The sequence below is a fragment of the Alteromonas halophila genome (genome assembly GCF_014651815.1).
GTDB lineage: Bacteria > Pseudomonadota > Gammaproteobacteria > Enterobacterales > Alteromonadaceae > Alteromonas > Alteromonas halophila.
In genome coordinates, this window is record NZ_BMXP01000001.1 from 614,877 (window position 1) to 638,459 (window position 23,583).

Genomic DNA, 23,583 nt, shown 5'->3' on the forward strand with positions numbered 1-23,583 from the left:
TGCTCACACAAATCCGTGAACACTTTCAATCATTTTGGCTTTTTCGTACAATGCCGCTCCGACGTTGCCAGCACGAAATTGCATGACCTTACTCGCCCTCGGCATTAATCACAAAACTGCGCCAGTAGCGCTTCGCGAAAAAGTGGCATTTACACCTGACTCTCTGGTGCAGGCCCTGTCATCGCTGAAGTCACTGGAGGGCGTGTCTGAGTCTGTCATTGTTTCGACCTGTAACCGCACAGAGTTGTATATCAATGCTGAGTACGACTGCGCGGGCGAACTGCTGCGCTGGCTGTCAGCATTTCATCAGCTCTGTGATGACGAGATTGCCAAAAACAGCTATGTATTGACCCAAAACGATGCGATTGCGCACATTATGCGTGTTGCAAGCGGTCTGGATTCACTGATTCTTGGCGAGCCGCAAATTCTTGGTCAGGTCAAGCAGGCGTTCAGTGATGCGAAGCGCTCAGGCATGATTAGCAGTGAGTTTGACAAGCTGTTTCAGCATACTTTCTCGGTGGCTAAGCGCGTTCGCAGTGAAACCGATATTGGTGCCAATGCGGTGTCGGTGGCGTATGCGGCGGTGCAGCTGGCGAAACACATCTTTGCCGAATTGCCAAAGCGTTCAGTATTACTGGTGGGGGCCGGCGAAACCATCGAGCTGGTTGCCCAGCACCTGAAAGAACAAGGCGTGCAACGCCTGGCTGTTGCCAACCGCACTGTGGCCAGAGCCACTGACCTGGCAGCGAAACTGGATGCCGACGTCTACACACTGGCCCAGCTACCAGAGCACCTCAAAGATTTTGATATTGTGATAAGTTCCACTGCCAGTCAGTTACCCTTGATTGGCAAAGGAATGATAGAAAAAGCGTTGCGTCTGCGTAAAAACATGCCAATGTTTCTGGTCGACCTGGCAGTGCCACGGGATATTGAAGCAGAAGTTAATGAACTCGGCGATGCCTATTTGTACACGGTTGATGACCTGCAGCATATTGTGCAGCAGAATCTGGCCAACCGCGAACAGGCGGCCTTTGAAGCCGAAAAGCTGATTGCCGCGCAGGTGGCCGATTTTCTTAGTTGGCGGCAGGCACAGCAATCTGTCGATTTAGTAAGGGCCTTTCGGGAACGAGGGACACAGGTACGCGATGAACTTGTCGATAAGGCTCGCAATCAGCTTAGCGAAGGCAGAAATCAGGAAGACGTAATTGAAGAACTGGCGTATAAATTAACCAATGCGTTATTACATGCGCCCACTAAGGCATTGCGCGAAGCCGCAGCGGAAGAATCACAGGCAATGACACGATGGCTTAGCGATGCTCTGGCCCTGTCGGGTGACAGGCCAAACGATAAACATAAAGGTAAATAGACACATTTATGAAAGAGTCAGTATTCAGAAAGCTGGAAAATCTGGTTGAACGCTTTGAGGAAGTACAGGCGCTATTGGGCGATCCTGACATCATTGGCGATCAGGATCGTTTTCGCAGTCTGTCTAAAGAGTTCAGTCAGTTAGAAGACGTGATCAAAGGCTTTAATGCCTATCAGCAGGCGCAGGAAAATCTGACTGCCGCGCAGGACATGCTGGCGGAAGACGATGCAGAGATGCGTGATATGGCGCAGGACGAAATCAATCAGGCGAAAGCCGAGATTGAGCAGCTAGAAACGGAATTGCAGGTGCTGTTGCTACCCAAAGACCCCAATGACGATCACAACTGCTTTCTGGAAGTGCGCGCCGGTGCAGGTGGCGATGAGGCCGCAATTTTTGCCGGTGATTTATTTCGCATGTACAGCCGTTATGCGGAGTCCCGGGGCTGGAAAGTAGAAGTAGTCAGTGCCAGTGAAGGTGAGCATGGGGGCTATAAGGAAATTATTGCTAATATGAGCGGTGACGGCGTGTATGGCGTAATGAAATTTGAGTCAGGCGGCCATCGCGTGCAGCGTGTTCCCGAGACGGAGTCGCAGGGCCGGATCCATACATCAGCTTGTACCGTTGCCGTTCTTCCTGAAATTCCAGAGTCAGAAGCCATTGAAATTAACCCTGCTGATTTACGTACCGATACCTTCCGCGCGTCTGGTGCCGGAGGTCAGCACGTTAATAAAACTGACTCGGCAATTCGTATAACCCATATTCCCACCGGACTGGTGGTTGAATGTCAGGATGAACGTTCTCAGCATAAAAACCGCGCGAAAGCGATGTCTGTACTGCAGGCCCGCTTAAATCAGATTGAAGAAGAAAAGCGCGCTAAGGAAGAAGCCAGTACCCGAAAGAGTCTGGTGGGCAGTGGTGACCGCTCTGAGCGTATCCGGACCTATAACTTCCCTCAGGGTCGGGTAACGGATCATCGTATTAATCTGACGCTGTATCGGCTGGACGAGGTCATTGCCGGGGATGTCAGTCAGCTTATTGATCCAATTATTCAGGAGCACCAGGCTGACATGCTGGCTTCGCTGGCAGATGACTAAACCGCACCGTATTGATGCTGCGTTGCAGTGGGGAAATGCGCAGCTAACAGACAGTGCGTCGCCTGCGCTGGACGCCCGGGTGCTGCTATGCCATGCGCTGGCGAAACCGCTTAGCTATCTGTACACCTGGCCAGATAAAGAAATAAGTTCAGCGCAGTTAGCAACGTATAAAACGTATATTGCAGAGCGGCAGCAGGGCAGGCCGATTGCGCATATCACCGGCAGCCGTGACTTCTGGTCGCTGACGCTGCAAACCAGCCCGACGACCCTGATCCCCCGACCGGAAACAGAGCTGCTGGTCGAGGCGGCGCTTGCGCGCTTACCGGATGGAGCCTGTGGCGTTTGCGACCTTGGCACCGGAACAGGTGCTGTCGCGCTGGCGATTGCCAGTGAACGCCCGGATGTGACGGTATTGGGCTGCGATGTTGTTCCCGAAGCGGTGGCCCTTGCAAAGCGCAACGCCAAACGTAATGGACTCCCTAATACCCACTTTATAGCCAGTCACTGGTTTGACGATATAGAGGGGCGCTTCAGCGTTATTGTTTCGAACCCGCCCTACGTGGAATCAGACAGCCATTACCTGAATGAGGGCGATGTCCGCTTTGAACCTGCTTCTGCACTGACATCTGGGAAAGACGGGCTGGATGCGATTCGGCATATCATAAGCTCGGCGCCGCCGTTTCTGAAATCACCGGGATACCTGCTGCTTGAGCATGGTTACCAGCAGGCTGAAAAGGTGCGCGAACTGTTGCATGAACGGGGGTTTACTGAGGTGGAGACGATACAGGATCTGGCCGGACTCGATCGGGTGACACTGGGGAAGATGCATTTTGCATAAGTATTGTAGGTATCTCCGTGTTCCTGCCCGATTGCCCGGTTTATTCAAGTACAGCGACACCGCATGTTAGGCGAGAGCGCTTGCGAATAATTCCTTTTCAAGTAGTATTTTAAAATTACACGTGTTGTGCACTCACAGAATGCAGGAAGCGGCGATGAACGATGATTTACTGTTCGCAGATGACATTGAGGATGAGCCGGATGAGCCTCTCGGATTATGGAAGGTTCTCATCGTAGATGACGAGCCCGAAGTTCATGCCGTTACAAAGCTGGCCTTGTCAGACTTTGCACTAAATGGCAGAACCCTGGAATTTATCAGTGCATATAGTGGAGAAGAGGCTAAAAAGTGCTTTCGAGAGCACGAGGACATAGCGGTTGTTCTGCTGGATGTGGTGATGGAGTCTGATGACGCCGGGCTACAGGTTGCCGAATACGTGCGCAATGAGTTAGACAACCACTTCACTCGGATTATTTTGCGCACCGGCCAGCCTGGTCAGGCACCGGAAAAAGACGTCATCATCAACTACGACATCAATGACTATAAGTCGAAAACGGAACTAACTGCACAAAAACTGTTTACCGTGATCATCGCGGCACTTAGGTCCTATCGCGATATTATTGTCATTGAAGAAAACCGGGCAGGGCTGGAGAAAATACTGGATGCCTCGGTTGATCTGTTCTCTTCCCGTTCGCTGGAAAAGTTTATGCAGGGCATTATCCAGCAATTATCCTCGATCCTCGGGTGTTCGAGAGACGCGGCCTATATCACTACCGCTGTTGCCGCACCGCGGCCCATTGCCTCTGATGATCCGGAAGAGTTGTACGTGTTCGCTGGCAACGGCAATTATTCTGATAAAGAAGGTGTACCGCTGCGCGAGGCGGTCTCAGAGCATGAGTATGCGCTTTGTCTGCAAGCAATGCGGCAACGTGAAATTGTATACGCTGAAGACCATGTTGTAGCTTACTGTAACAGTAAGTCGCAGAAGGGATCGCTGCTTTATTTGTCGGGGCTGCCACGGCGTATTGGAGAAGGTGACAAACACCTGGTCAGACGGTTCTCAGAAAGTGTGCAACTGGCGTTTGATAACGTGTTAAATGCCAGTGTGGTAGAAGCCACACAACGGGAAATTATTGAACGCCTGGGCAAGGCCATGGCGTTTTCTGAACAGGGTAATCAGCACATTGGTCGTGTTATTAAAATGGCCGACCTTATCGCTACCAAGTTAGAGATGGACGCCAGGCAGAAAAGTCAGTTATTGCTTGCCATCCCGCTACATGACGTCGGCAACTCACGGCTTTCCGAAAATTTACTGAATAAGTCTGAGTCACTGACTGAGGATGAGATATTTGCCATTCGCCAGCATGCAGAGTTTGGTTATCAGATCCTCAAAGACTCACAGCAGCCGACTGTGCAACTTGCCGCTACGCTTGCACGCCAGCATCACGAACGCTGGGATGGCAGGGGGTATCCCGATGGCCTCAAGGGGAGTGCCATAAAACTGGAAAGTCGCATCACCTCTTTGGTGGATGCCATCGATGCAATGTTTAATAAGCGTCCGTATAAGCCTGCCTGGCCGACTGAAAAGGTGGCAGAGGTGATTAAGAGCGAACGGGGCGCACATTTTGAACCGGCACTGGTAGATGTGGTGCTGGAGAATCTGAATGCAATTGAAGCCATCCAGGCTGAATTCCAGGATCAACAATAATAAAAGGGTAGTCCTATGTATATGATGGCAAAACATCTTCATCTGACCGCGGTAGTGCTGAGTATACTGCTGTTTATTTTGCGGTTTATCTGGTCGCAGTTTGACGCAAGTATTTTACAAAAGAAATGGGTGAAAGTACTTCCCCATATTATCGATACCGTGCTGCTGGCCTCAGCCATCTGGCTGTGCATCATCCTTTCCCAATACCCGTTTGTGCAAAGCTGGCTGACTTTTAAAGTGCTGGGTGTTATTGCGTACATTCTGCTTGGGCTGGTTGCATTGAAATGGGCTAAGTCGACACCAGGACGCTGGATTGGCTTTGTAGCGGCGCTGGCAGTATTAACGGCCACGGCAATGGTCGCCGTAACCAAACAACCACTCTTTTAAGAGGTATAAAACTCGTAATGACAGAATCGACACGCGTCATTTCGGTTGGTGACATTCAGGTCGCCAACCACAATCCGTTTGTTCTTTTTGGTGGCATGAATGTGCTTGAGTCCCGTGATATGGCAATGCGAATTGCCGAGCACTATGTGACTGTCACCGATAAACTTAACATTCCATATGTTTTCAAAGCATCGTTTGATAAAGCCAACCGCTCATCTGTGCACTCCTTTCGGGGGCCGGGTATGGACGAAGGACTTAAGATCTTTGAAGAAATTAAACAACAGTTCCAGGTGCCGCTGATCACCGACGTGCATGAACCCCACCAGGCCAAGCCCGTTGCCGATGTCGTCGATGTGATTCAGCTTCCGGCTTTTTTAGCCAGACAGACAGACCTGGTGGTGGCCATGGCTGAAACGGGCGCTGTGATCAATGTTAAAAAACCACAGTTTCTGGCGCCACATGAAATGCGACATATCATTGGTAAACTATCTGAAGCAGGCAATGACAATGTTTTGCTGTGTGAAAGAGGCAGTTGCTTTGGTTACAATAACCTGGTCGTTGATATGCTGGGTATGGATGCTATGAAAGCGTATGCACCGGTCATTTTTGATGCGACACATGCCTTGCAAATGCCGGGTGGCAGAGCATCATCGGCAGATGGTCGACGTGCGCAGGCGGCACAGCTTGCCCGAAGTGGGATGGCGCTGGGGTTGGCAGGCCTGTTTATTGAAGCACATCCTAACCCTGACGAAGCGAAGTGTGATGGTCCCTGTGCTTTGCCTCTGGCAAAACTGGAGCCGTATCTGGCGCAAATGAAGGCGCTAGATGAGATGATCAAAGGTTTTGCGGAACTGGATACCAGCAATACCTGATTGATAGCAATAACCGGCGGCGTTGCCGCCGGTCTGCGTATCAGGTGTGAGAGAAACTTATTCGCTACGCGCAGTCTGGCGTGTGTTTCGTTCCTCATTCATCACGTATAGTCCTTTGCCTAGCAGGCGCTGACTTTCTTCATTTAAGGTGACAAGCGTCTGTGCTTTGACAGAGTCGTTCATGTTGATGGCAGGTAAGCTGACCACCATGTCAAGTTCAGCTTTTGCAACATCTTTTAGTTTTGCAGTGTCAGTGCTGGTGGTGAGTTCAGTCGCATTGGTAGCAGCGGTGACAAACGCCATGACTGAAACGCTGGAAAGAAGTAATTTATTCATTTTCACACCTAATATAGATAATTAAAAAATATAAGCAGTTTTGTTAACGCTGTTAACAAGTGGGTTGTGTAACCTATTGACTGTTAAGCGCCTTTCTTGACCGCGATGAAATAGTAAACAAACATTGTGTAAAAATAAAACGAGTAAAAGTATGGGTTATGCATTAGAATATCTAATCCTAATGTCATGTGAAATTCATAAACCAGTCAGGTCTGTTCATGCAACGTCGATTACCCCCGCTTAATGCCCTGAAAGCCTTTGAAGCTGCGGCGCGTCACTTAAGCTTTACGCGTGCTGCTGATGAACTGTTTGTCACCCAGGCGGCGGTCAGTCACCAGATTAAAGCACTCGAAGATTTCTTATCCATGAAGTTGTTTATTCGCCGCAACCGCACGCTGCTGCTTACCGAAGAAGGTCAGGCGTATTTTCTGGAACTGAAGGATATCTTCAAAAATCTGGCGGAGGCGACCGACCGGCTGCTCGCCAAGGGCAGTAAAGGGGCTATTACGGTCGCTATGCCGCCCAGCTTTGCCAGTCAGTGGCTGGTGCCCAGAATCAGTCAGTTCAGTCTTGCACATCCGGATATTGATGTGCGGATCAAAGCTGTCGACTTTGATGAAGGCTTTCTTGAAGATGACATTGATGTTGCGATTTATTATGGGCGAGGGCGCTGGAGCGGACTTCAGGCTGACAAACTGCATCGCGAATTTCTAACACCGTTATGTGCACCTGGATTATTGAGCGGCCCAAAACCGCTAATGCAGCTTAACGATCTTCGTCACCACACTTTACTGCATGATTTAAGTCGGTCGGCCTGGAAAACCTGGCTGAAGCAGGTAGGCGTAATCGGTGTCAACGTGAACCAGGGGCCGGTATTCAGTCATTCCATGCTGGTCTTGCAGGCTGCCGCACTGGGTCAGGGGATTGCGCTGGGCAATACCATTCTGGCTCGACCTGAAATTGACGCAGGCCGGCTGGTGATGCCGTTTGAGGAAAAAGTGGAAAGCCGTGATGCTTTTTATCTGGTGTGTGATGAATCGCGCGCAGATTTAGGTAAAATTACGGCCTTTCGAGAATGGATAATGGCTTTGGTAGAGGAGGAACAGGACGATGTTTGATATCCAGCGGGTGCACGTAAAAGAACCGCACACCCCTGTCGCACGCCTTATTCTGGCCCACGGCGCAGGCGCCGGGATGGAGCATGAGTTTATGCAGCAACTTGCTGCAGCTTTGGCCGCTAACGGCATTGAAGTGATCCTGTTTAACTTTCCCTATATGCAGACGATGAAAGCCGAAGATAAACGCCGGCCACCCAATAAAGCGCCCGTGCTGATGTCTCACTTCAGCGAGCTGGTTGCTCAGATTGGTAGTGAATCCCCTGCGCTACCAACACTGATAGGCGGGAAATCAATGGGCGGACGAATAGCCACCATGGTTGCCAATGACACCGATTGTGTGGGTGTCATCGCATTTGGTTACCCGTTTCACCCACCGGGCAAGCCTGAGAAAACACGGACATCACACCTGCCAGAGCTTAAGGTACCGCTGTGCGTAATTCAGGGAGAGCGCGATACCTTCGGCACTCAGCAGGATGTTGAGTCTTATACGTTTAATGACAGCACTACTTGCCACTTTCTCGCAGACGGCGACCATAGTTTTAAGCCACGCAAGGCGAGTGGTTATACGCAGCAGCAACACATTGATGAGGCGGCAGCGCTGAGCGCTGCCTTTGTACAAAGGAGCGTAGTGTGAAAGGGCTGCTGTTGTTTGGCGTTTGCAGTGCGCTTGCTGGCGTGATCTTGGGAGCGTTTGCGGCCCATGGTCTGAGGGATGTTCTTAGTACATCGATGCAGTCAACCTTCGAAACCGGTGTGCGGTATCAGATGTATCATGCACTCGCATTGCTGGCCCTGCCTGGATTGTCAGCGCATGCTGACAGCCGGTATCTGGTAAGGGGCGGAAGGTTGTTTGTGGCCGGTACGCTGCTGTTTAGTGGCAGCCTGTATTTATTAGCGACGCTGAACCTGACCGTATTGGGCCCGGTGACCCCGGCAGGCGGTTTGTGTTTTATAGTCGGCTGGCTTTTTGTGTTGGTAGCAGTGTGGCGGGGTAAACAATAATGGCCAGTGTTCTGGCGTATTGTCGTGCCGGTTATGAAAATGACACGGCAAATGAGCTGACAACCTGGTTGGCCGAGAAAGGTGTTTATGGTTATCCCATGTTCAGGCCGGGCGACGCCTATGTGCTTTTTCATCAATACGATACCACCGACAACAGCGCTGCTGAACCTGCGCTTGAGGTAAACAAGGTTATCTTTGCCAGGCAGTTAATTCATGTGATTAAACACCTGTCTGAGCTGGACCGGGAAGATCGGATAGGCCCCATCCTTGACGCGCTCAAGACAGCAACGCTGCCATTTAATAAAGCCGGGGATATTGTGATCGAGTACCCGGATACCGAGGAGGGGAAAAATCTGGCGAAATTTTGCCGGAAGTTTCTGGTACCGCTCAGACAGACGCTGCGCAAGCACGGGCTGCTCAGCAAACAGGAAAACCACGCGAAGCCGCGTCTGCATATCTTCTTTACTGACTTCGATAATTGTCACCTGGGCTATTCGTTACCGGCCGAAGCCAGTGAGTTTGCAATGGGGATTTGCCGTTTACGCTTTCCGTCCGATGCGCCAAGCCGGTCAACCCTAAAGCTTGAAGAGGCGCTGTTAAGCATGTTGAATGACAGCCAGCGACAACGCGTCTGTCGTCGTTCAGGCCGTGCAGTTGATTTGGGGGCCTGCCCCGGAGGCTGGACCTATCAGTTGGTTCAGCGTGAAATGTTTGTTGAGGCGGTGGACAACGGCAGTATTGATGAGACACTCATGTCCACAGGGCAGATAGAACATTTTGCTGCAGATGGTTTTAGCTATCGCCCACAAATGGGGCGTGTCGACCTGCTGGTCTGTGATATGATAGAAAAGCCTGATCGGGTGGCAGACCTTATGGGGGACTGGCTGGTCAGGGACTGGTGCGATCATGCCGTGTTTAATCTCAAACTTCCCATGAAGAAGCGTTTTGAGACCGTGACGCAGGCGCTGGACGCGCTACATGAGAAGTTGCGTAAGCTACATGACACATTTTATATACGGGCCCGGCATTTGTATCATGACCGGGACGAGGTCACCGTTGTCGTTGTCCGTAATTAGCACGGCAACAAATTGACTGTATATCTTTAATGAATCAGTAATATCACGTAAGCGACTGAATATGTTGCTTATTTTATCTTGAACGCGCGGGTGCGTTGGGCGAAATTTATACTTTCTGCACAAAAGGGTGTAAATCTGGTGCAAAGATCCTTTATAATCCCGCCGTTTTTTTACTTCGAACCAACAAAAGTGAACTAATGGCAGACTTATCTCAATACAGAAATATTGGTATTTTCGCCCACGTTGATGCGGGAAAAACCACGACAACAGAACGAATTTTGAAACTGACCGGTAAAATCCACAAGACCGGTGAGGTACACGATGGTGAGTCAACAACTGACTTTATGGATCAGGAAGCAGAGCGTGGCATCACGATCCAGTCAGCGGCGACCACGTGTTTCTGGAAAGATCACCGTATGAACATCATCGATACGCCAGGACACGTTGACTTCACGGTTGAAGTTTACCGCTCACTGAAAGTCCTTGATGGTGGTATTGGTGTATTCTGTGGTTCTGGCGGTGTTGAGCCTCAGTCAGAAACCAACTGGCGTTATGCTAACGAGTCAGGCGTTGCCCGTTTGATCTTCGTAAACAAGCTGGACCGTATGGGTGCAGACTTCTACCGTGTAATCGGTCAAATCAAGAAAGTACTGGGCGCCAAGCCGCTGGTTATGACGCTGCCAATCGGTATCGAAGACCAGTTCAACGGAATCGTTGACGTACTTGAAGAAAAAGCCTACATCTGGGACGAAACCGGTCTGCCAGAGAACTTCGAAGTATGCGATGTTCCTGAAGACATGAAAGATAAAGTTGCTGAGTACCGTGAAGATCTGATCGAAACTGCGGTAGAAATGGACGACGATCTGATGATGGCGTATATGGATGGTGACATGCCGTCTATCGAAGACATCAAGCGTTGTATCCGTAAAGGTACCCGCGATCTTGAATTCTTCCCAACATTCTGTGGTTCTGCCTTTAAAAACAAAGGTGTTCAGCTGGTACTGGACGGTGTTATCGAATACCTGCCTAACCCAACTGAAGTTATCCCTCAGCCACTGACTGATGAAGAAACCGGTGAACCTACTGGTGAAGTCGCGACCGTCTCTAAAGACGAGCCGTTCCGTGCACTGGCGTTCAAAATTATGGACGACCGTTTCGGTGCTCTGACCTTCATCCGCGTATACTCTGGTGTACTGAATAAAGGTGACACAGTACTGAACAGTGCGACAGGCAAAACTGAGCGTATCGGCCGTATGGTGGAAATGCACGCCAACGACCGTACTGAGCTGACTACTGCACATGCTGGTGACATCCTGGCGGTTGTCGGTATGAAGAACGTACAGACAGGTCACACGCTGTGTGCAACCAGCGCACCTTGTACGCTTGAGCCAATGATCTTCCCTGATCCGGTAATCTCAATTGCGGTTAAGCCTAAAGATAAAGGCGCAACTGAGAAGATGGGTATCGCAATCGGTAAACTGGTTGCAGAAGATCCGTCATTCCAGGTTGAGACTGACGAAGATTCAGGCGAAACCATCCTGAAAGGCATGGGCGAACTGCACCTGGATATCAAAGTAGACATCCTGAAGCGTACTTACGGCGTAGAGCTGGAAGTTGGACAGCCACAGGTTGCCTACCGTGAGACAATCACGCAGGAAATCGAAGACAGCTACACGCACAAGAAGCAGTCTGGTGGTTCTGGTCAGTTCGGTAAAATTGATTACCGTATCAAGCCAGGCGAAACCAACTCAGGCTTCACCTTCGAGTCTACGGTTGTTGGTGGTAACGTACCAAAAGAATTCTTCCCGGCCATCGAGAAAGGCTTTAAAGGCATGATGGAAGAAGGTCCACTGGCAGGCTACCCTGTACTGGACGTTGAAATTGAACTGTTCGACGGTGGCTTCCACGCGGTTGACTCTTCTGCCGTTGCGTTCGAAATTGCTGCCAAAGGTGCATACCGTCAGTCTATGCCAAAAGCAGGTCCTCAGCTTCTTGAGCCTGTGATGAAGGTTGACGTGTTCTCACCAGAAGATCACGTTGGTGATGTAATTGGTGACCTGAACCGTCGTCGTGGCATGATCAAAGATCAGGAAGCAGGCGCAACTGGCGTACGCATCAAAGCAGACGTACCTCTGTCTGAGATGTTCGGGTACATTGGTCACCTGCGTACCATGACATCTGGTCGTGGTCAGTTCTCAATGGAATTCAGCCACTACGCTGCATGTCCGCAGAACGTTGCTGACAAAGTGATTGAAGAAACCAAAGCACGTAACAGCAAGTAAGCGTTACGCATGTTGATAAAAACCCGCCACCCGGCGGGTTTTTTTATGTCAGTAATAACGTCGTGCATGCGTTAGGTCACAGCCTGATGTTATCTGATAACCGGTGACACCCACCAATGAAAACCGCCGACACCCACAATTCAACAATCAAGACACCCACTAAGAGCACTAGAAAAAAGTGTCATGGCTTTTCAGAAGGAAATGGCGTTTCTTAAATTTTATAGGCTAAGAAGAGAGGTCGCTAAGCATCTAAGAATCATTATTTGTAGACAATGAAACAGTTAAGCGCTTTGAGGGCAGCTCGAATCTGGCGCAGTATAAACCTGGTTAATGAGAATGGGGTTGGTTGTTTATCAGGCTGAACTGATGCCTCGCCTTAGTTCAAACCGCCGGTGTGCCAGTGTGAGACTTACTGAAGTGGAGAAGTGTGTCTCTATACTGCTTGCTAATGACGGCCAGCAAACGGTATCAAGTCCGGTGCGGGCCAGCACAGGCGTAATATCCGGTCTGATAACTCCGGGCTTGTCAGTGTGGGGGATGCGGCCGGTCATGTCGAGTAGCGTCAGGTAATCCTCTAAATGAAAGGGCAGGGCGTGTGTCTGCTCTTCGGCCAGGCCACTGAAAGGCAGCAGACTGGCAGGCTGGCGTCCGTGGCGTGCTGCACGGATGCGCCGGCAGATACTGGTGTGGGCAGAGGCCTCCGGCGTATCAGCGATACCGGCGCGTATAGGATTTAAATCGACATAGGCCATACAGGCGGCCAGTGATGCCTCGTCCATAAGCGCCTGCGATTTAAACCGGCCTTCCCAGAAACGCCCGGTGCACTCATCTTCCTCGTTGGCCCGCCGGGCAATCTGCTCATTCAGCGCACGCATAAACCAGCTGATGTCGTACAGCCTGGCCCGGTATACCTCGGCGGTCTGGCGAACCGACTCCAGCTCAGCCGGGGAGAGTAAAGCGGCCTGTTTCGGACAACAGTATCGCTGCGTCAGGTGTGTGCCGCGAAACACCCGATGCCAGCGACTGAGTATTTCGAAGTGACACCAGGTTTGTGTGGCAGCTTTATCTACCTTGAGTACGACATGGGTGTGGTTACTCATCACTGAGTAGGCACACATAAGCACCGAGAAGGCCTGAACAAGGACTATCAGACGGTCTTCCACCCACTGACGGCGATGCTCATAGGATTGACCCGATAGCGGATCATGGCCACACAGATAAGCCCGGCGCACACAGCGTGATACACAGTGATAGTAGGGTGTCTCATCCAGACAGATAAGCTCAGAGCGGGGCCGGGCCATGATAATCGGTCATAGTTAAACAGGTTATACCCGTAGCATGGACGATGCGGCGGGAAAAATCACCGGGACCTTAGGCCAGAATGGTGGGTGTCTGTGGGGAACGTCTATATGACGAGTGGTTAGAATAAAGAAACTACTTCTGTCAGTGTCACTTTCAGAGCTCCTTTGTGAAAAAAGTAAAAAGGTAAAAAGGTGGGTGTCCATATGATTGTCTACTTTTTGCGCCGCAGGTTTCTTCTCAATTGCTTAAGGCTCTGCTTCATTTCCGAGACCAGTCCACTGGAAGCGCGTTGCCGGTAACTTGCATCTATAAATGCAAGCGTGAGATTTTCGAAACTGGTTCTGGCCGCCTCTGGTAAGTGAGGTTTGATGCTTTCACAATAGCGTTGCGGGGGCTGGGTGCTTCGTGGTATCCCGGCGTAGGAGGCCACGGCCTCCACACCAAGCAGGTATAAGCGTTGGTGCTGTACTATACGTTGGCGTTGCCAGCTTGGTAGAAAATACAATGCCAGCAGTGCGGCAATTAAAAAAAGAACACAAACGAAAAGAATCGCCAGTTTTCCTGCAGACAGTTCACCGAGTAGGCGCTTGAATAAGTTACGCTGAGAATGGGCATCAAAACCTAATACCCAACGACTCCAGAGGTAATCAACGTTAGCAAAGAATCGCCGCAGCTCTGTGAAGCCGGCGCTTTGATACAAGCCATCAAATGCACTTGCGTTGATTGTTTCACCTGACTCTTCCAGTGCACGTTGTAACCCAAATTCCAGGCGGGCAGGGGCCACCACACTGGTAGGATCGAATCGTACCCAGCCGCGCTCTCCCAGCCAGGCCTCTACCCAGGCGTGCGCATCGTACTGTCTGACAGTAAACACATTGGGAGAGATTTCTTCACCGCCATGATAGCCAGTAACCATGCGCGCAGGAATATTAGCAAGACGCAGCAAGTAAGCCATAGTACTGGCGTAGTGACTACAAAAGCCGGCTTGCTTGTCGAACAAAAACATATCCACGGGGTTTGTCTGCATTGGTTCTGGTTCAAGCGTATAGCGATATACCGGATCAGCGAACCGTTGCATGATTGCCTGCGCATACTCGGCATCAGAGCTGAAGCGCTGGCGTAATTGCGAAGCTAGCGCCTGGGTTCGGGGATTACCTGATTCAGGTATGCGTAGATTAAGGTTTTTATCGAACCGTGTGTGTCCACTATTGAGTGAGGCCGCTGGATACGAAATAAGCCGGTATGCGCGCTTACTCATCAGTGGCTCTCTGGCAATTAACTGATAATCATGCCCCTGCCAGATAAGCTCATTGGCAGACTGGCCATCGGGACTGGCAATATCAATGCCGTACAACCAGCGTTGTCCGGTTGGTTCTGCAATAACCTGATAGCGAAACGATGTGCCACTTACAGACGGCGAAAATTCATTGCTCTGTTTCTGAAACTGGGTACGCAAATCCCGCCGTATCTGACTGACTGACCATGTCTTTCCGTCAAAATCCTCGAGTGTAAGTGCCCGCCAATAGCGTTCGCTCGCAGGTGGCAGGTTTTCATCGAAACTTGCGGTAAACGCCAGTTCAGAGGACTGGCTAAGGCTGGCAATATCACCGGGCGTTACTTGCTCTGATAAGCCGGTGGCGGTGCTTTTTGCGGTAGGCATTTTCCACAGTGGAGACAGTTGCGGCATGATAAGAAACAACATTACTGCAATCGGTGCGGCCTGAATAAACATCATACCGAGTAGTCGTAATTGCTTTATAAGTGCCAAAGATGGGGCAAATGCACTTAATAGTGACAATAATGCCAGGCCAAGAAGTACCAGGTACATTGTCAGCGCCGAAATAGATTGGGCGAAAATAAACCCGCATCCAATTAGAAACAGCATCGCAGTAAATAACTGCAGAAAGTCCTTGCGCCGGGTCATGATCATCAGCTTTAGCGCACATGCCATGATTAGCAGATTGACCATAGACAGTAACAGACCTAGACTGACACCAAACCAGGCCAGAGCAATCGCGCACAACACGGCCAGCAGGTTGATGGTGCGGACGCTGGGCGCGGAGTGATACCAGCCAAGGTACAGGGCGACGCGTACCATCACTGAACAGCCAGCCAGTAGCATAACCCACAGCAGCGCCGGCTCGGACAGGCTTAATGTGATCAGTGCAAACAGCACTGCAATGGTTAAGCTAGCCTTATGTCCGGCTATCGGTAAGCGTGGCGGGCTCATCGCGGCATCCTGTCTTCATCGGGGTATACCGCTAGCAGTGAAAGGCAGACGTGACGGTGCTCAGCACCTGATGCAGGCGGTACCACTTTGTCTGGCAGCCTAAGACCAAACTGCACAGCTTTATCGGTCAGGTTATCAATCTGATAGGCCAGCTGACTAAGCGCGGTTTCGATATTTTTACCGTCGGCCAGGCACAGGTAACCTGATTCACTTTGTTGCTGACTAAATGCTTTACTTACCCAGTCACCACCTTTGGCGACATGCTTCCAGGCCACGCGTTGCAAAGGCTCGCCCAATTCATACTTACGTAAAGAGTAGAAATCGTCATAGCCTGTTTGCTCGGTTTGCGCGTCGCCCTCGCCACTGACACTCTCCAGTCTGACAGGCGCGGGAATCAACTTAGGATAGATAACCAGCGTCTGGTCAAAATCCAGATGACTCCAGCACTTGAAAAGACCAAGCGGATAATTGCTGAACACGGTGACCCGGGGGAGAGAAACAATCCCCCGTTGTTCAGTGAAGTAGGGAAGGCGAAGTTGCCACTGCCCATCGTCCAAATCGGTGTGCACAACGCCACTTTCAGCCAGCCAGTGGGCATTTAGCAAGCCGTTGATGTCAGGATGCTTAGTATTCTGTGAAGCTACCTCCAGAACCAGGGTTGCTGGCTGACCTGCAAAAACGGGTTTTATTGGATCGGAGGTTATTTTCAGCGCTGCCATATTCTGATAGCTGGTAAACAGGTTAACCAGCATCAGCGCGGCCAGAAAATAACACAAAAAAAGCATCAGGTTATTTTGATAGTTGGTGCCCAGCAAAAACAGACACACACACATAACCAGATAACCCCAGCCAAATATACTGGGAAAAATGAAAATAGATTTCAGGTTAAGGCTGTGCTGACGTGCCGCAGGAATACGGGCATCAATCCAGCGTTGCCAGCGAGACGAGAGCCTTTGACGAAGCCAGCGCATAATCAGGCCGCCAGAGGGTCGACATCATCCAGTAACGTCTGACTGAGTACATCGTCATTTTGCAGATCACTGCGACTACTTCGCAAGCGGTGCTCAGCAACGGCAATAAAAATGGCCTGCACGTCTTCTGGCACCACATAATCACGCTCATGCAAATAGGCCCAGGCACGCGCAGCATGAAGCAGCGCTTTGGTCGCGCGGGGCGAAAGCGGATTCGGATAGTGGCTGTCTTCGCGGCTTCGTGTTACCAGACGCAACACATAATTAAGTACATCATCACTGGCATGAACATCACTCACTGCTTTTTGATGCATTTCCAGCGTTTCTGCCGTCATCAGCGAATTCAGGTGATCAAACGTACGCTGGCTTCCAGACTTTAGCATGGCTTTTTCTGCTTCCCAGTTGGGGTAGCCAAGAGAGATTCGCATTAAAAAGCGGTCAAGCTGAGACTCTGGCAGGGGGTAGGTTCCTGACTGATAGCCGGGGTTTTGTGTTCCGATCACAAAAAAAGGGCTGGGCAGAGGATAAGTCACACCATCAATACTGACCTGTTTCTCTTCCATCGCTTCGAGCAGTGCACTTTGGGTTTTCGGGCTGGCCCGGTTTATTTCATCAGCCAGCAATAACTGCGTAAAAATAGGGCCTTCACGAAAGCTGAACTGCTGTGCGCCTTTATCAAAAATATTGACACCGAGCATGTCAGAGGGCAATAAATCTGACGTGAACTGCACCCGTGAGAAGGCCATACCTAATGCATCAGATAATGAATGAGAAAGCGTGGTTTTGCCCATGCCGGGTAAATCTTCGATCAGCAGGTGACCATTTGCCAGTAAACAGGTTACGGCAAGCTTTATTTGCTCGGTCTTACCAATAACCCGTTGCGAAAGCGCCCGGACAACAGCATGAAACTCGCTTTTCATTAAGACAGCCTTATTACCAGAATTGGAAAAGTCACCAGTCTATCAAGTACGTACAGATATTAGGTGATACGAGTAATACCCAAGTATAGGATCGGGTCCTAAAAATACATCTCGTCAGGACATCCTTGGTATACCTTTTGTAAAAATAGGCCGGATTTAGTGCTGCGTGACGGCTGGCTGTTGTCTATAATGGGGCGTTCAAAAAAGGAAGTAGTTATGAAAAGCATTGATATTGATGACGATTTGTATGCCTTCATCGCCGGTCAAACAAAGCACATTGGCGAAAGTGCGTCCGACATTTTACGGCGCCTGCTGTTGCAGGAAACGCCAGCATCCGCCGTGCCTGCGCCGGTCATTGCAGAGCAGGTAGACACTACCCCGGCGGCATCGCCAGTCGCTGCGGACATAGACACTGACGACATTCTGGCGCTGGTAACCGTGGAGCGGCTAACACAACTCAGTAAGCGCGTGGATCAGTTTTTGTACATACTGGCCGCCCTTCACGCGCTGCACCAGGACCGTTTTGAGCGTGTCGAACAAATTCGCGGGAAAAACCGTACTTACTTTGCAACCAGTAAGGAAGCACTGCTGGAAAACGGCAGCAGCACCAACCCTAAATCCATTCCAGACAGTCCTTACTGGGTGGTGACGAATAACAACACAGCGAAGAAAATCGCCATGCTGGAGCAGGTTATGCAGCAGCTTGGCTATGCTGAAGAAATTATTCAGCAAGTATTAGCCCGTTTTTCCCCGGGAAACTGAGACGTAGGGGCCGAATCGGTAATCAACGCGTAATTACAAGGTAAAGGAGCAACAATGGCATTACATCCGCAAGCTGGGAAACCGGCCTCGAAAGAACAACTCATCAACGTCGCTTCGCTGGTGAGTCAGTATTACAGCTATCGCCCCGATGCCGAAAATGTTGCTGAAGTGGTCAGTTTTGGTACCTCTGGTCACCGCGGTACTGCTGCTAATGCTACTTTTACCGATACGCATATTGCGGCGATTTGTCAGGCACTGGTTGAGTACCGGCAAGATAACGGTATCACGGGGCCGTTGTACATAGGTAAAGACACCCACGCCTTGTCTGAACCTGCAATGTGTACCGCAATTGAAGTACTGGCTGCCAATGATGTGTCTGTGGTCATTCAGCGAAGCGATAATGAAAGCCGTGGCTATACACCTACGCCGGTGATTTCACGCACAATTATCCGACACAATCGCACCCATCCCAATACACAGGCCGATGGCGTTGTGATCACTCCGTCTCATAATCCGCCGTCTGATGGCGGCTTTAAATATAACCCCCCTCATGGTGGCCCGGCAGATGGCGACGTGACACATCAGATTCAGACGCGTGCAAATGTGTTTATTGCAAATGGCAATAAAAATGTTAAACGCATGGAACTGCGCGCGGCCCTGGCCAGTGACAGGGTCAGGCAGGAAGATTTTATGATGCCGTATATTGAGGATCTTGAACAGGTCGTTGATATGCAGGCGATAAAAGAGGCAAACCTGACACTGGGAACGGATCCGCTGGGTGGAGCCGGCGTGGGTTACTGGTCCTGTATTGCGCAGAAATACGGGCTCAATATCACTGTTGTGAACGATGATGTCGATCCGCAGTTTGCGTTTATGACCCGCGATAAGGACGGAAAGCTGCGTATGGATTGCTCATCGCCATATGCGATGGCTGGTCTGATTGAAATGAAAGACAGCTTTGATTTGGCCTTTGGTAACGATCCTGACTTCGACCGGCATGGCATTGTGTGTAAGAGTGCAGGGCTCATGAACCCCAATCATTACCTTGCTGTTGCTATTGCTTATTTATACCAGCACCGTAAGGAATGGGCCAGGGACTTAAAAATTGGCAAGACGCTGGTGTCCAGCAGTATGATCGACCGCGTGGCAGATAAACTTGATCGCAAGCTGGCGGAAATGCCAGTTGGCTTTAAGTGGTTTGTCGACGGGCTCAGCAATCGCCAGATTGGCTTTGCTGGCGAAGAAAGCGCTGGGGGCATCTTTCTTCAGAGAGACGGGCAAACCTGGGCGACTGACAAAGATGGCTTTATTATGTGCTTACTTGCTGCAGAAATAACCGCAGTCACGGGCAAAGATCCGGGCGAGCATTATCAGCAGCTTACGCAAGAGTTTGGTGAGCCAGTTTACAGGCGCAATGATGTGGCGGCGTCGCTTGAAGAAAAACAGAAGCTGTCTGCAATGCAGGCAGATGTTGTCAGCAGTAAGTCGCTGGCCGGCGAACCCATCACTCAGGTACAAACACGGGCACCAGGAAATAACGCAGAAATTGGTGGCGTGAAAGTCTCGACTGAGAGCGGCTGGTTTGCGGCACGCCCTTCCGGCACGGAAGATGTGTACAAAATATACGCAGAAAGCTTTAAGGGTGAAAGCCACTTACAGAATTTGCTGACTGAAGCAGAAGCACTGGTTGCAAAAATCATTAAATGAAAATGCCTTTTCGCTTAGTGGTGTGTAAATAAAATGTTAATTTTAATGTTATTGCATACGTTTTCATCGAAAAATGTTGAAATTTAACAAATGTTTTACAAACTAGCGGCGTTTTCGCTGCTATATTGCTCTCATATCTGATGATTATCTTGTAATTTAATTACATTAGGCGGGTGGTATACCCACCCGCATTTAATAACAGAGTGAGACTGCATATGAATACCTCCGTCACCGCGGCACCATCTGCCGGCAAGCTGGACAAAAACGACTTTAAATCTGCTGTCGTCAGGCACCTGCATTGCACGTTAGGTACTGATGAGAATAAAGCGAACAACCACGCATGGTGGAAAGCCACCTGTGCGGCCATTCAGGAACAGGTTCTTGAAGGATTGCGCCGTACCCAAAAGGCGCACTATCTAAATGATACTCGTGCCGTACATTATTTCTCTGCCGAATTTCTGATGGGGCGACTGCTCTCCAACAATATGCAAAACCTCGGCCTGTTCGACGTGGCCAGCAGCGCGCTGCAGGAGCTAGGTGTTGAACTGACCGATATTATGGAAGAAGAGCCGGATATGGCGCTGGGCAACGGCGGGCTGGGACGGCTGGCCGCCTGTTTTATCGATTCACTGGCAACCATGGAACTGCCGGCTATTGGTTATGGCATTCACTACGAGCACGGCCTGTTTCGTCAGGAAATTAAAAGTGGTGCGCAAATCGAGCGTCCTGACAGCTGGCGTGACTACGGCAACCCCTGGGAAATCTGTCGTCCTGAGTCAACTCAGGAAGTGTCGCTGTTTGGTTATGTCGAGACCAAATACGGTGATAAAGGCCAGATTCAGAAAGAGTGGCACCCAGGTTCGATTGTAAAAGGGGTGCCCTGGGATATCCCTGTTGTGGGTTATGAAGGCAAAACCGTTAATGTGTTGCGTTTGTGGCAGAGTGAAGCCTCAGGGTACTTTAACTGGGATGTGTTCAACGCTGGTGGGTATGTCGATGCACAGCGTGAAAACGTACAGGCAGAAACCATTTCCAAGGTTCTGTACCCGAATGACGAGACCGAAGCGGGGAAAGAGTTGCGGCTTATTCAGCAATACTTTTTCTGCTCATGCTCGCTAAAAGACATTATACGCCGTTACAAGCGAGCGCACGGCGATGACTGGAGCCGCTTTGCAGACCAGGTTGTTATTCAGTTAAATGACACCCACCCGGCCATCGCGATACCGGAACTGATGCGTATTCTGGTGGACCGCGCGGAGCTTGACTGGGATACCGCCTGGGATATTTCCACCAAGGTGTTTGCCTACACCAATCACACGTTGCTACCAGAAGCCCTCGAAAAATGGCCAGCGCGCATGATTGAAAAGATCCTGCCGCGTCATTTGGAGATTATTTACGAGATAAATCATCGCTTTATGGCCAAGGTGGATCAGAAATGGCCGGGTGATAACGCGATTAAAGCAAAGCTTTCCATTATTGAGGAAGGTAACGAGAAAATGGTGCGTATGGGTCACTTGTCAGTGATTGGTTCATTTGCGGTAAACGGCGTTGCAGAGATTCATTCACGTTTGGTGAAAAAGAACCTGTTCCCGGAGTTTGATCAGCTCTGGCCGGGTAAACTGACCAATGTGACCAACGGGATCACACCACGTCGCTGGCTGAAGGCGTGTAATCCTGCGTTGTCTAAGCTGATTGATAAGAAGGTTGGCAGTGACTGGCCGCGGGATCTGTATAAGCTGGAAGGGCTGGAAAAACATGCAGATAACAAGACATTTCAGAAGCAGTTTATGCAGGTCAAGCTTGAAAATAAAAAGCGGCTGGCTGAGGAAATCAAAGCGAGTACCGGCATTGATGTTGATGTAAACGCCATATTTGATGTGCAGATAAAACGTCTGCACGAGTACAAACGGCAGCATCTGAACCTGCTGCACATTATGGCACTGTATCGTCGGCTGCTGGAAAACCCTGACTATGACATGCACCCACGGGTATTTATATTTGGCGCAAAGGCGGCACCTGGCTACAAGCTGGCGAAAGACATTATTTACGCTATCAATAAAGTGGCGGAACGTATCAATAATGACTGCCGTGTAAATAAGAAGCTGAAAGTGGTGTTTTTACCTAATTACCGGGTGTCGATGGCAGAAAAGATGATCCCGGCGTCCGATGTGTCAGAGCAAATCAGTACCGCAGGTAAAGAAGCCTCAGGCACCGGCAATATGAAACTGGCGCTTAACGGGGCAGTGACCATAGGTACACTGGATGGTGCGAATATTGAAATTGCCGAGGAGGTCGGTGATGACAACATCTTTATTTTTGGTATGACGGTAGAGGATGTAGACGCGTTGCGCGAGAAAGGCTACAACCCGCAGGATTACTACTATCGCGATCCGGAAATTAAAGCGGTACTGGACTGGCTGGAGACGGACTACTTCACGCCCGGCAAGCCTGGTGCACTGGTATCTATTAAACAAAGCCTGCTTGATCAGGGGGACCCGTTCCTGGTACTGCCGGATTTCCGGGCGTACTCCGATGCGCATGAGAAACTCGATGCAGCGTATCGTGGCAAGACACGCTGGGCACGCATGGCGATCATCAATACTGCCAAAATGGGGAAATTTACGTCAGATCGGTCCATTCAGGACTATGTTGACCGTATCTGGAAGCTAAAGCCCTGCAAGGTGGATGTCTGATAAACGTGCTTTAACGTTAAAGTGGGTGTCATGGACACCCACCCCGCACACCCATACTCTTCATCCGGAAGTAGTGTGGGTGTCCATCGTTTGCGATAGTCTGTCCTTAACGTAAAGGTGGGTGTCCAGAGCTTGCGGGAATGACCAGCTGAGTCAGATTAGAAACTAAACGTCCGGCTCACACTGGCGACGATTCGCTCATCCGCGTTGTCGTTATTATCTAAGGTGGTATTTTCTGCGCCGATTTCGAAGTTGAAGCCATTCCAACTGGTCTGGTAGGCAACTTTATAGTGAACATACGACGTGCCGCCGTCGGCTTCCCAGGCATACTTGTTTTCATCCAGAGATTTGGAATAATCCACGCCGACATAAATTGCGTGATTATCGGCAAGAGGGTAGGTGTGTGTCACCATTCCGATCACATGACCGGCACCGGTACCAAAGTAATCCCATGTGTACCAGAAATTAAACCCGGTAGTGCCATAATCTGCGCTGCGCGAAAACTTCGCATACACTTCCGGGTAATTAAGCGAACTGCCATCAGTGCCGTCGTGATAAGTGTAATAGGCGATGCCGTAGTCCAGACCCCAGGTATCGTCCATTTGAATATACTGGCCAATATAGGGATCTAATTCTCGCTCAGCTAAGGCACCATAATCGACATTCGAGGTCCAGACGCCTGCATAAAAGCCGTCGCTACCAGAATAGTCCAGGCTTGCCTGCAGCGCGGGATCATTATTGGTCTGACTCACACCATTAAACATGTAGTCCGACGCGACAGTTACGGTCGTTGACCAGTCAGCATGTGCAGCAGAACTGCAAAGTAGCAGTGCAGAGGTCAGTGCGGTATGTGTGTGCTTGATCATAGTCACTCCAGAATAAGACTGTCTGAATTAGTAAAGTTGAGGTCATAACCTTTACT

At 50.3% G+C, this 23,583-nt stretch carries 20 protein-coding genes; 14 read left to right on the forward strand and 6 right to left on the reverse strand.

Annotated features, from left to right (window positions below; genetic code table 11):
- Positions 1-82: 82 nt before the first annotated feature.
- The 6 genes from hemA to kdsA all read left to right on the forward strand — a co-directional run bounded on the left by hemA (position 83) and on the right by kdsA (position 6,262).
- A complete protein-coding gene (gene hemA / locus IE054_RS02820) occupies positions 83-1,366 on the forward strand; it encodes a glutamyl-tRNA reductase (RefSeq protein WP_189403545.1) in 1,284 nt (427 codons plus the stop codon).
- 8 nt (positions 1,367-1,374) lie between these two features.
- Positions 1,375-2,460: a peptide chain release factor 1 gene (gene prfA, locus IE054_RS02825; protein WP_189403546.1), complete on the forward strand. Its 1,086-nt coding sequence runs from the start codon at positions 1,375-1,377 to the stop codon at positions 2,458-2,460.
- Positions 2,453-3,298 (forward strand): peptide chain release factor N(5)-glutamine methyltransferase, encoded by an 846-nt coding sequence (gene prmC, locus IE054_RS02830; RefSeq protein ID WP_189403547.1) that lies wholly within the window; start codon positions 2,453-2,455, stop codon positions 3,296-3,298. The genes prfA and prmC overlap by 8 nt, the downstream gene beginning before the upstream one ends.
- A 154-nt stretch (positions 3,299-3,452) precedes the next feature.
- Positions 3,453-5,003 carry a DUF3369 domain-containing protein gene (locus IE054_RS02835; protein ID WP_189403548.1) on the forward strand — a complete coding sequence of 517 codons (1,551 nt, stop codon included), beginning with the start codon at positions 3,453-3,455 and terminating at the stop codon, positions 5,001-5,003.
- 15 nt (positions 5,004-5,018) lie between these two features.
- Positions 5,019-5,390 (forward strand): SirB2 family protein, encoded by a 372-nt coding sequence (locus IE054_RS02840; RefSeq protein WP_189403549.1) that lies wholly within the window; start codon positions 5,019-5,021, stop codon positions 5,388-5,390.
- A gap of 17 nt (positions 5,391-5,407) precedes the next feature.
- On the forward strand, positions 5,408-6,262 hold the full coding sequence (kdsA, locus tag IE054_RS02845; RefSeq protein WP_189403550.1) for a 3-deoxy-8-phosphooctulonate synthase: 855 nt from the start codon (positions 5,408-5,410) through the stop codon (positions 6,260-6,262).
- A 57-nt stretch (positions 6,263-6,319) separates the two neighbouring features.
- Here kdsA and IE054_RS02850 read toward each other — a convergent pair whose 3' ends face one another.
- Positions 6,320-6,598 carry a hypothetical protein gene (locus IE054_RS02850; protein WP_189403551.1) on the reverse strand — a complete coding sequence of 93 codons (279 nt, stop codon included), beginning with the start codon at positions 6,596-6,598 and terminating at the stop codon, positions 6,320-6,322.
- 218 nt (positions 6,599-6,816) lie between these two features.
- Between IE054_RS02850 and IE054_RS02855 the strand changes: the two genes are divergently transcribed.
- The 5 genes from IE054_RS02855 (at position 6,817) to fusA (ending at position 12,076) form a co-directional block, all read left to right on the forward strand.
- Positions 6,817-7,716 (forward strand): transcriptional regulator GcvA, encoded by a 900-nt coding sequence (locus IE054_RS02855; protein WP_189403552.1) that lies wholly within the window; start codon positions 6,817-6,819, stop codon positions 7,714-7,716.
- Positions 7,709-8,350 (forward strand): alpha/beta family hydrolase, encoded by a 642-nt coding sequence (locus IE054_RS02860; protein WP_189403553.1) that lies wholly within the window; start codon positions 7,709-7,711, stop codon positions 8,348-8,350. The genes IE054_RS02855 and IE054_RS02860 overlap by 8 nt, the downstream gene beginning before the upstream one ends.
- Positions 8,347-8,718 (forward strand): DUF423 domain-containing protein, encoded by a 372-nt coding sequence (locus IE054_RS02865; RefSeq protein WP_189403554.1) that lies wholly within the window; start codon positions 8,347-8,349, stop codon positions 8,716-8,718. Before IE054_RS02860 ends, IE054_RS02865 begins: the two co-directional genes overlap by 4 nt.
- Positions 8,718-9,794 (forward strand): 23S rRNA (cytidine(2498)-2'-O)-methyltransferase RlmM, encoded by a 1,077-nt coding sequence (rlmM, locus tag IE054_RS02870; RefSeq protein WP_189403555.1) that lies wholly within the window; start codon positions 8,718-8,720, stop codon positions 9,792-9,794. Before IE054_RS02865 ends, rlmM begins: the two co-directional genes overlap by 1 nt.
- A gap of 197 nt (positions 9,795-9,991) precedes the next feature.
- Positions 9,992-12,076, forward strand: a complete 2,085-nt coding sequence (gene fusA, locus IE054_RS02875) for an elongation factor G (protein WP_189403556.1) — start codon at positions 9,992-9,994, stop codon at positions 12,074-12,076.
- 353 nt (positions 12,077-12,429) lie between these two features.
- Here the strand turns inward: fusA and IE054_RS02880 are convergent, their stop codons facing one another.
- The 4 genes from IE054_RS02880 to IE054_RS02895 all read right to left on the reverse strand — a co-directional run bounded on the left by IE054_RS02880 (position 12,430) and on the right by IE054_RS02895 (position 17,499).
- Positions 12,430-13,377: a transposase gene (locus IE054_RS02880; protein WP_189403557.1), complete on the reverse strand. Its 948-nt coding sequence runs from the start codon at positions 13,375-13,377 to the stop codon at positions 12,430-12,432.
- A 212-nt stretch (positions 13,378-13,589) separates the two neighbouring features.
- Positions 13,590-15,608, reverse strand: a complete 2,019-nt coding sequence (locus IE054_RS02885) for a transglutaminase TgpA family protein (protein ID WP_189403558.1) — start codon at positions 15,606-15,608, stop codon at positions 13,590-13,592.
- On the reverse strand, positions 15,605-16,579 hold the full coding sequence (locus tag IE054_RS02890; protein WP_189403559.1) for a DUF58 domain-containing protein: 975 nt from the start codon (positions 16,577-16,579) through the stop codon (positions 15,605-15,607). The genes IE054_RS02885 and IE054_RS02890 overlap by 4 nt, the downstream gene beginning before the upstream one ends.
- 2 nt (positions 16,580-16,581) lie before the next feature.
- Positions 16,582-17,499: an AAA family ATPase gene (locus IE054_RS02895; RefSeq protein WP_189403560.1), complete on the reverse strand. Its 918-nt coding sequence runs from the start codon at positions 17,497-17,499 to the stop codon at positions 16,582-16,584.
- Positions 17,500-17,715: 216 nt separating this feature from the next.
- Between IE054_RS02895 and seqA the strand changes: the two genes are divergently transcribed.
- From seqA to IE054_RS02910, 3 genes are all read left to right on the forward strand, one after another.
- Complete coding sequence (seqA, locus tag IE054_RS02900; RefSeq protein ID WP_189403561.1) at positions 17,716-18,261, forward strand: replication initiation negative regulator SeqA; 546 nt, start codon at positions 17,716-17,718, stop codon at positions 18,259-18,261.
- Positions 18,262-18,315: 54 nt separating this feature from the next.
- A complete protein-coding gene (gene pgm, locus IE054_RS02905; RefSeq protein WP_189403562.1) occupies positions 18,316-19,968 on the forward strand; it encodes a phosphoglucomutase (alpha-D-glucose-1,6-bisphosphate-dependent) in 1,653 nt (550 codons plus the stop codon).
- A gap of 215 nt (positions 19,969-20,183) precedes the next feature.
- The gene (locus IE054_RS02910; RefSeq protein ID WP_189403563.1) at positions 20,184-22,661 is read left to right on the forward strand and encodes a glycogen/starch/alpha-glucan phosphorylase; all 2,478 of its coding nucleotides are present in this window, start codon (positions 20,184-20,186) and stop codon (positions 22,659-22,661) included.
- A gap of 158 nt (positions 22,662-22,819) precedes the next feature.
- Here IE054_RS02910 and IE054_RS02915 read toward each other — a convergent pair whose 3' ends face one another.
- The gene (locus tag IE054_RS02915; protein ID WP_189403564.1) at positions 22,820-23,527 is read right to left on the reverse strand and encodes a TorF family putative porin; all 708 of its coding nucleotides are present in this window, start codon (positions 23,525-23,527) and stop codon (positions 22,820-22,822) included.
- Between the last annotated feature and the right edge of the window lie 56 nt (positions 23,528-23,583).

What these genes read in the sequence shown, in the direction of transcription:
- IE054_RS02850 (WP_189403551.1), bottom strand. Translation starts at nt 6,598, where the DNA reads ATGAATAAATTACTTCTTTCCAGCGTTTCAGTCATGGCGTTTGTCACC.
- prfA (WP_189403546.1), top strand. Translation starts at nt 1,375, where the DNA reads ATGAAAGAGTCAGTATTCAGAAAGCTGGAAAATCTGGTTGAACGCTTT.
- hemA (WP_189403545.1), top strand. Translation starts at nt 83, where the DNA reads ATGACCTTACTCGCCCTCGGCATTAATCACAAAACTGCGCCAGTAGCG.
- IE054_RS02880 (WP_189403557.1), bottom strand. Translation starts at nt 13,377, where the DNA reads ATGGCCCGGCCCCGCTCTGAGCTTATCTGTCTGGATGAGACACCCTAC.
- fusA (WP_189403556.1), top strand. Translation starts at nt 9,992, where the DNA reads ATGGCAGACTTATCTCAATACAGAAATATTGGTATTTTCGCCCACGTT.
- pgm (WP_189403562.1), top strand. Translation starts at nt 18,316, where the DNA reads ATGGCATTACATCCGCAAGCTGGGAAACCGGCCTCGAAAGAACAACTC.
- prmC (WP_189403547.1), top strand. Translation starts at nt 2,453, where the DNA reads ATGACTAAACCGCACCGTATTGATGCTGCGTTGCAGTGGGGAAATGCG.
- IE054_RS02840 (WP_189403549.1), top strand. Translation starts at nt 5,019, where the DNA reads ATGTATATGATGGCAAAACATCTTCATCTGACCGCGGTAGTGCTGAGT.
- IE054_RS02835 (WP_189403548.1), top strand. Translation starts at nt 3,453, where the DNA reads ATGAACGATGATTTACTGTTCGCAGATGACATTGAGGATGAGCCGGAT.
- IE054_RS02885 (WP_189403558.1), bottom strand. Translation starts at nt 15,608, where the DNA reads ATGAGCCCGCCACGCTTACCGATAGCCGGACATAAGGCTAGCTTAACC.
- kdsA (WP_189403550.1), top strand. Translation starts at nt 5,408, where the DNA reads ATGACAGAATCGACACGCGTCATTTCGGTTGGTGACATTCAGGTCGCC.
- IE054_RS02915 (WP_189403564.1), bottom strand. Translation starts at nt 23,527, where the DNA reads ATGATCAAGCACACACATACCGCACTGACCTCTGCACTGCTACTTTGC.
- seqA (WP_189403561.1), top strand. Translation starts at nt 17,716, where the DNA reads ATGAAAAGCATTGATATTGATGACGATTTGTATGCCTTCATCGCCGGT.
- rlmM (WP_189403555.1), top strand. Translation starts at nt 8,718, where the DNA reads ATGGCCAGTGTTCTGGCGTATTGTCGTGCCGGTTATGAAAATGACACG.
- IE054_RS02895 (WP_189403560.1), bottom strand. Translation starts at nt 17,499, where the DNA reads ATGAAAAGCGAGTTTCATGCTGTTGTCCGGGCGCTTTCGCAACGGGTT.
- IE054_RS02910 (WP_189403563.1), top strand. Translation starts at nt 20,184, where the DNA reads ATGAATACCTCCGTCACCGCGGCACCATCTGCCGGCAAGCTGGACAAA.
- IE054_RS02860 (WP_189403553.1), top strand. Translation starts at nt 7,709, where the DNA reads ATGTTTGATATCCAGCGGGTGCACGTAAAAGAACCGCACACCCCTGTC.
- IE054_RS02855 (WP_189403552.1), top strand. Translation starts at nt 6,817, where the DNA reads ATGCAACGTCGATTACCCCCGCTTAATGCCCTGAAAGCCTTTGAAGCT.
- IE054_RS02890 (WP_189403559.1), bottom strand. Translation starts at nt 16,579, where the DNA reads ATGCGCTGGCTTCGTCAAAGGCTCTCGTCTCGCTGGCAACGCTGGATT.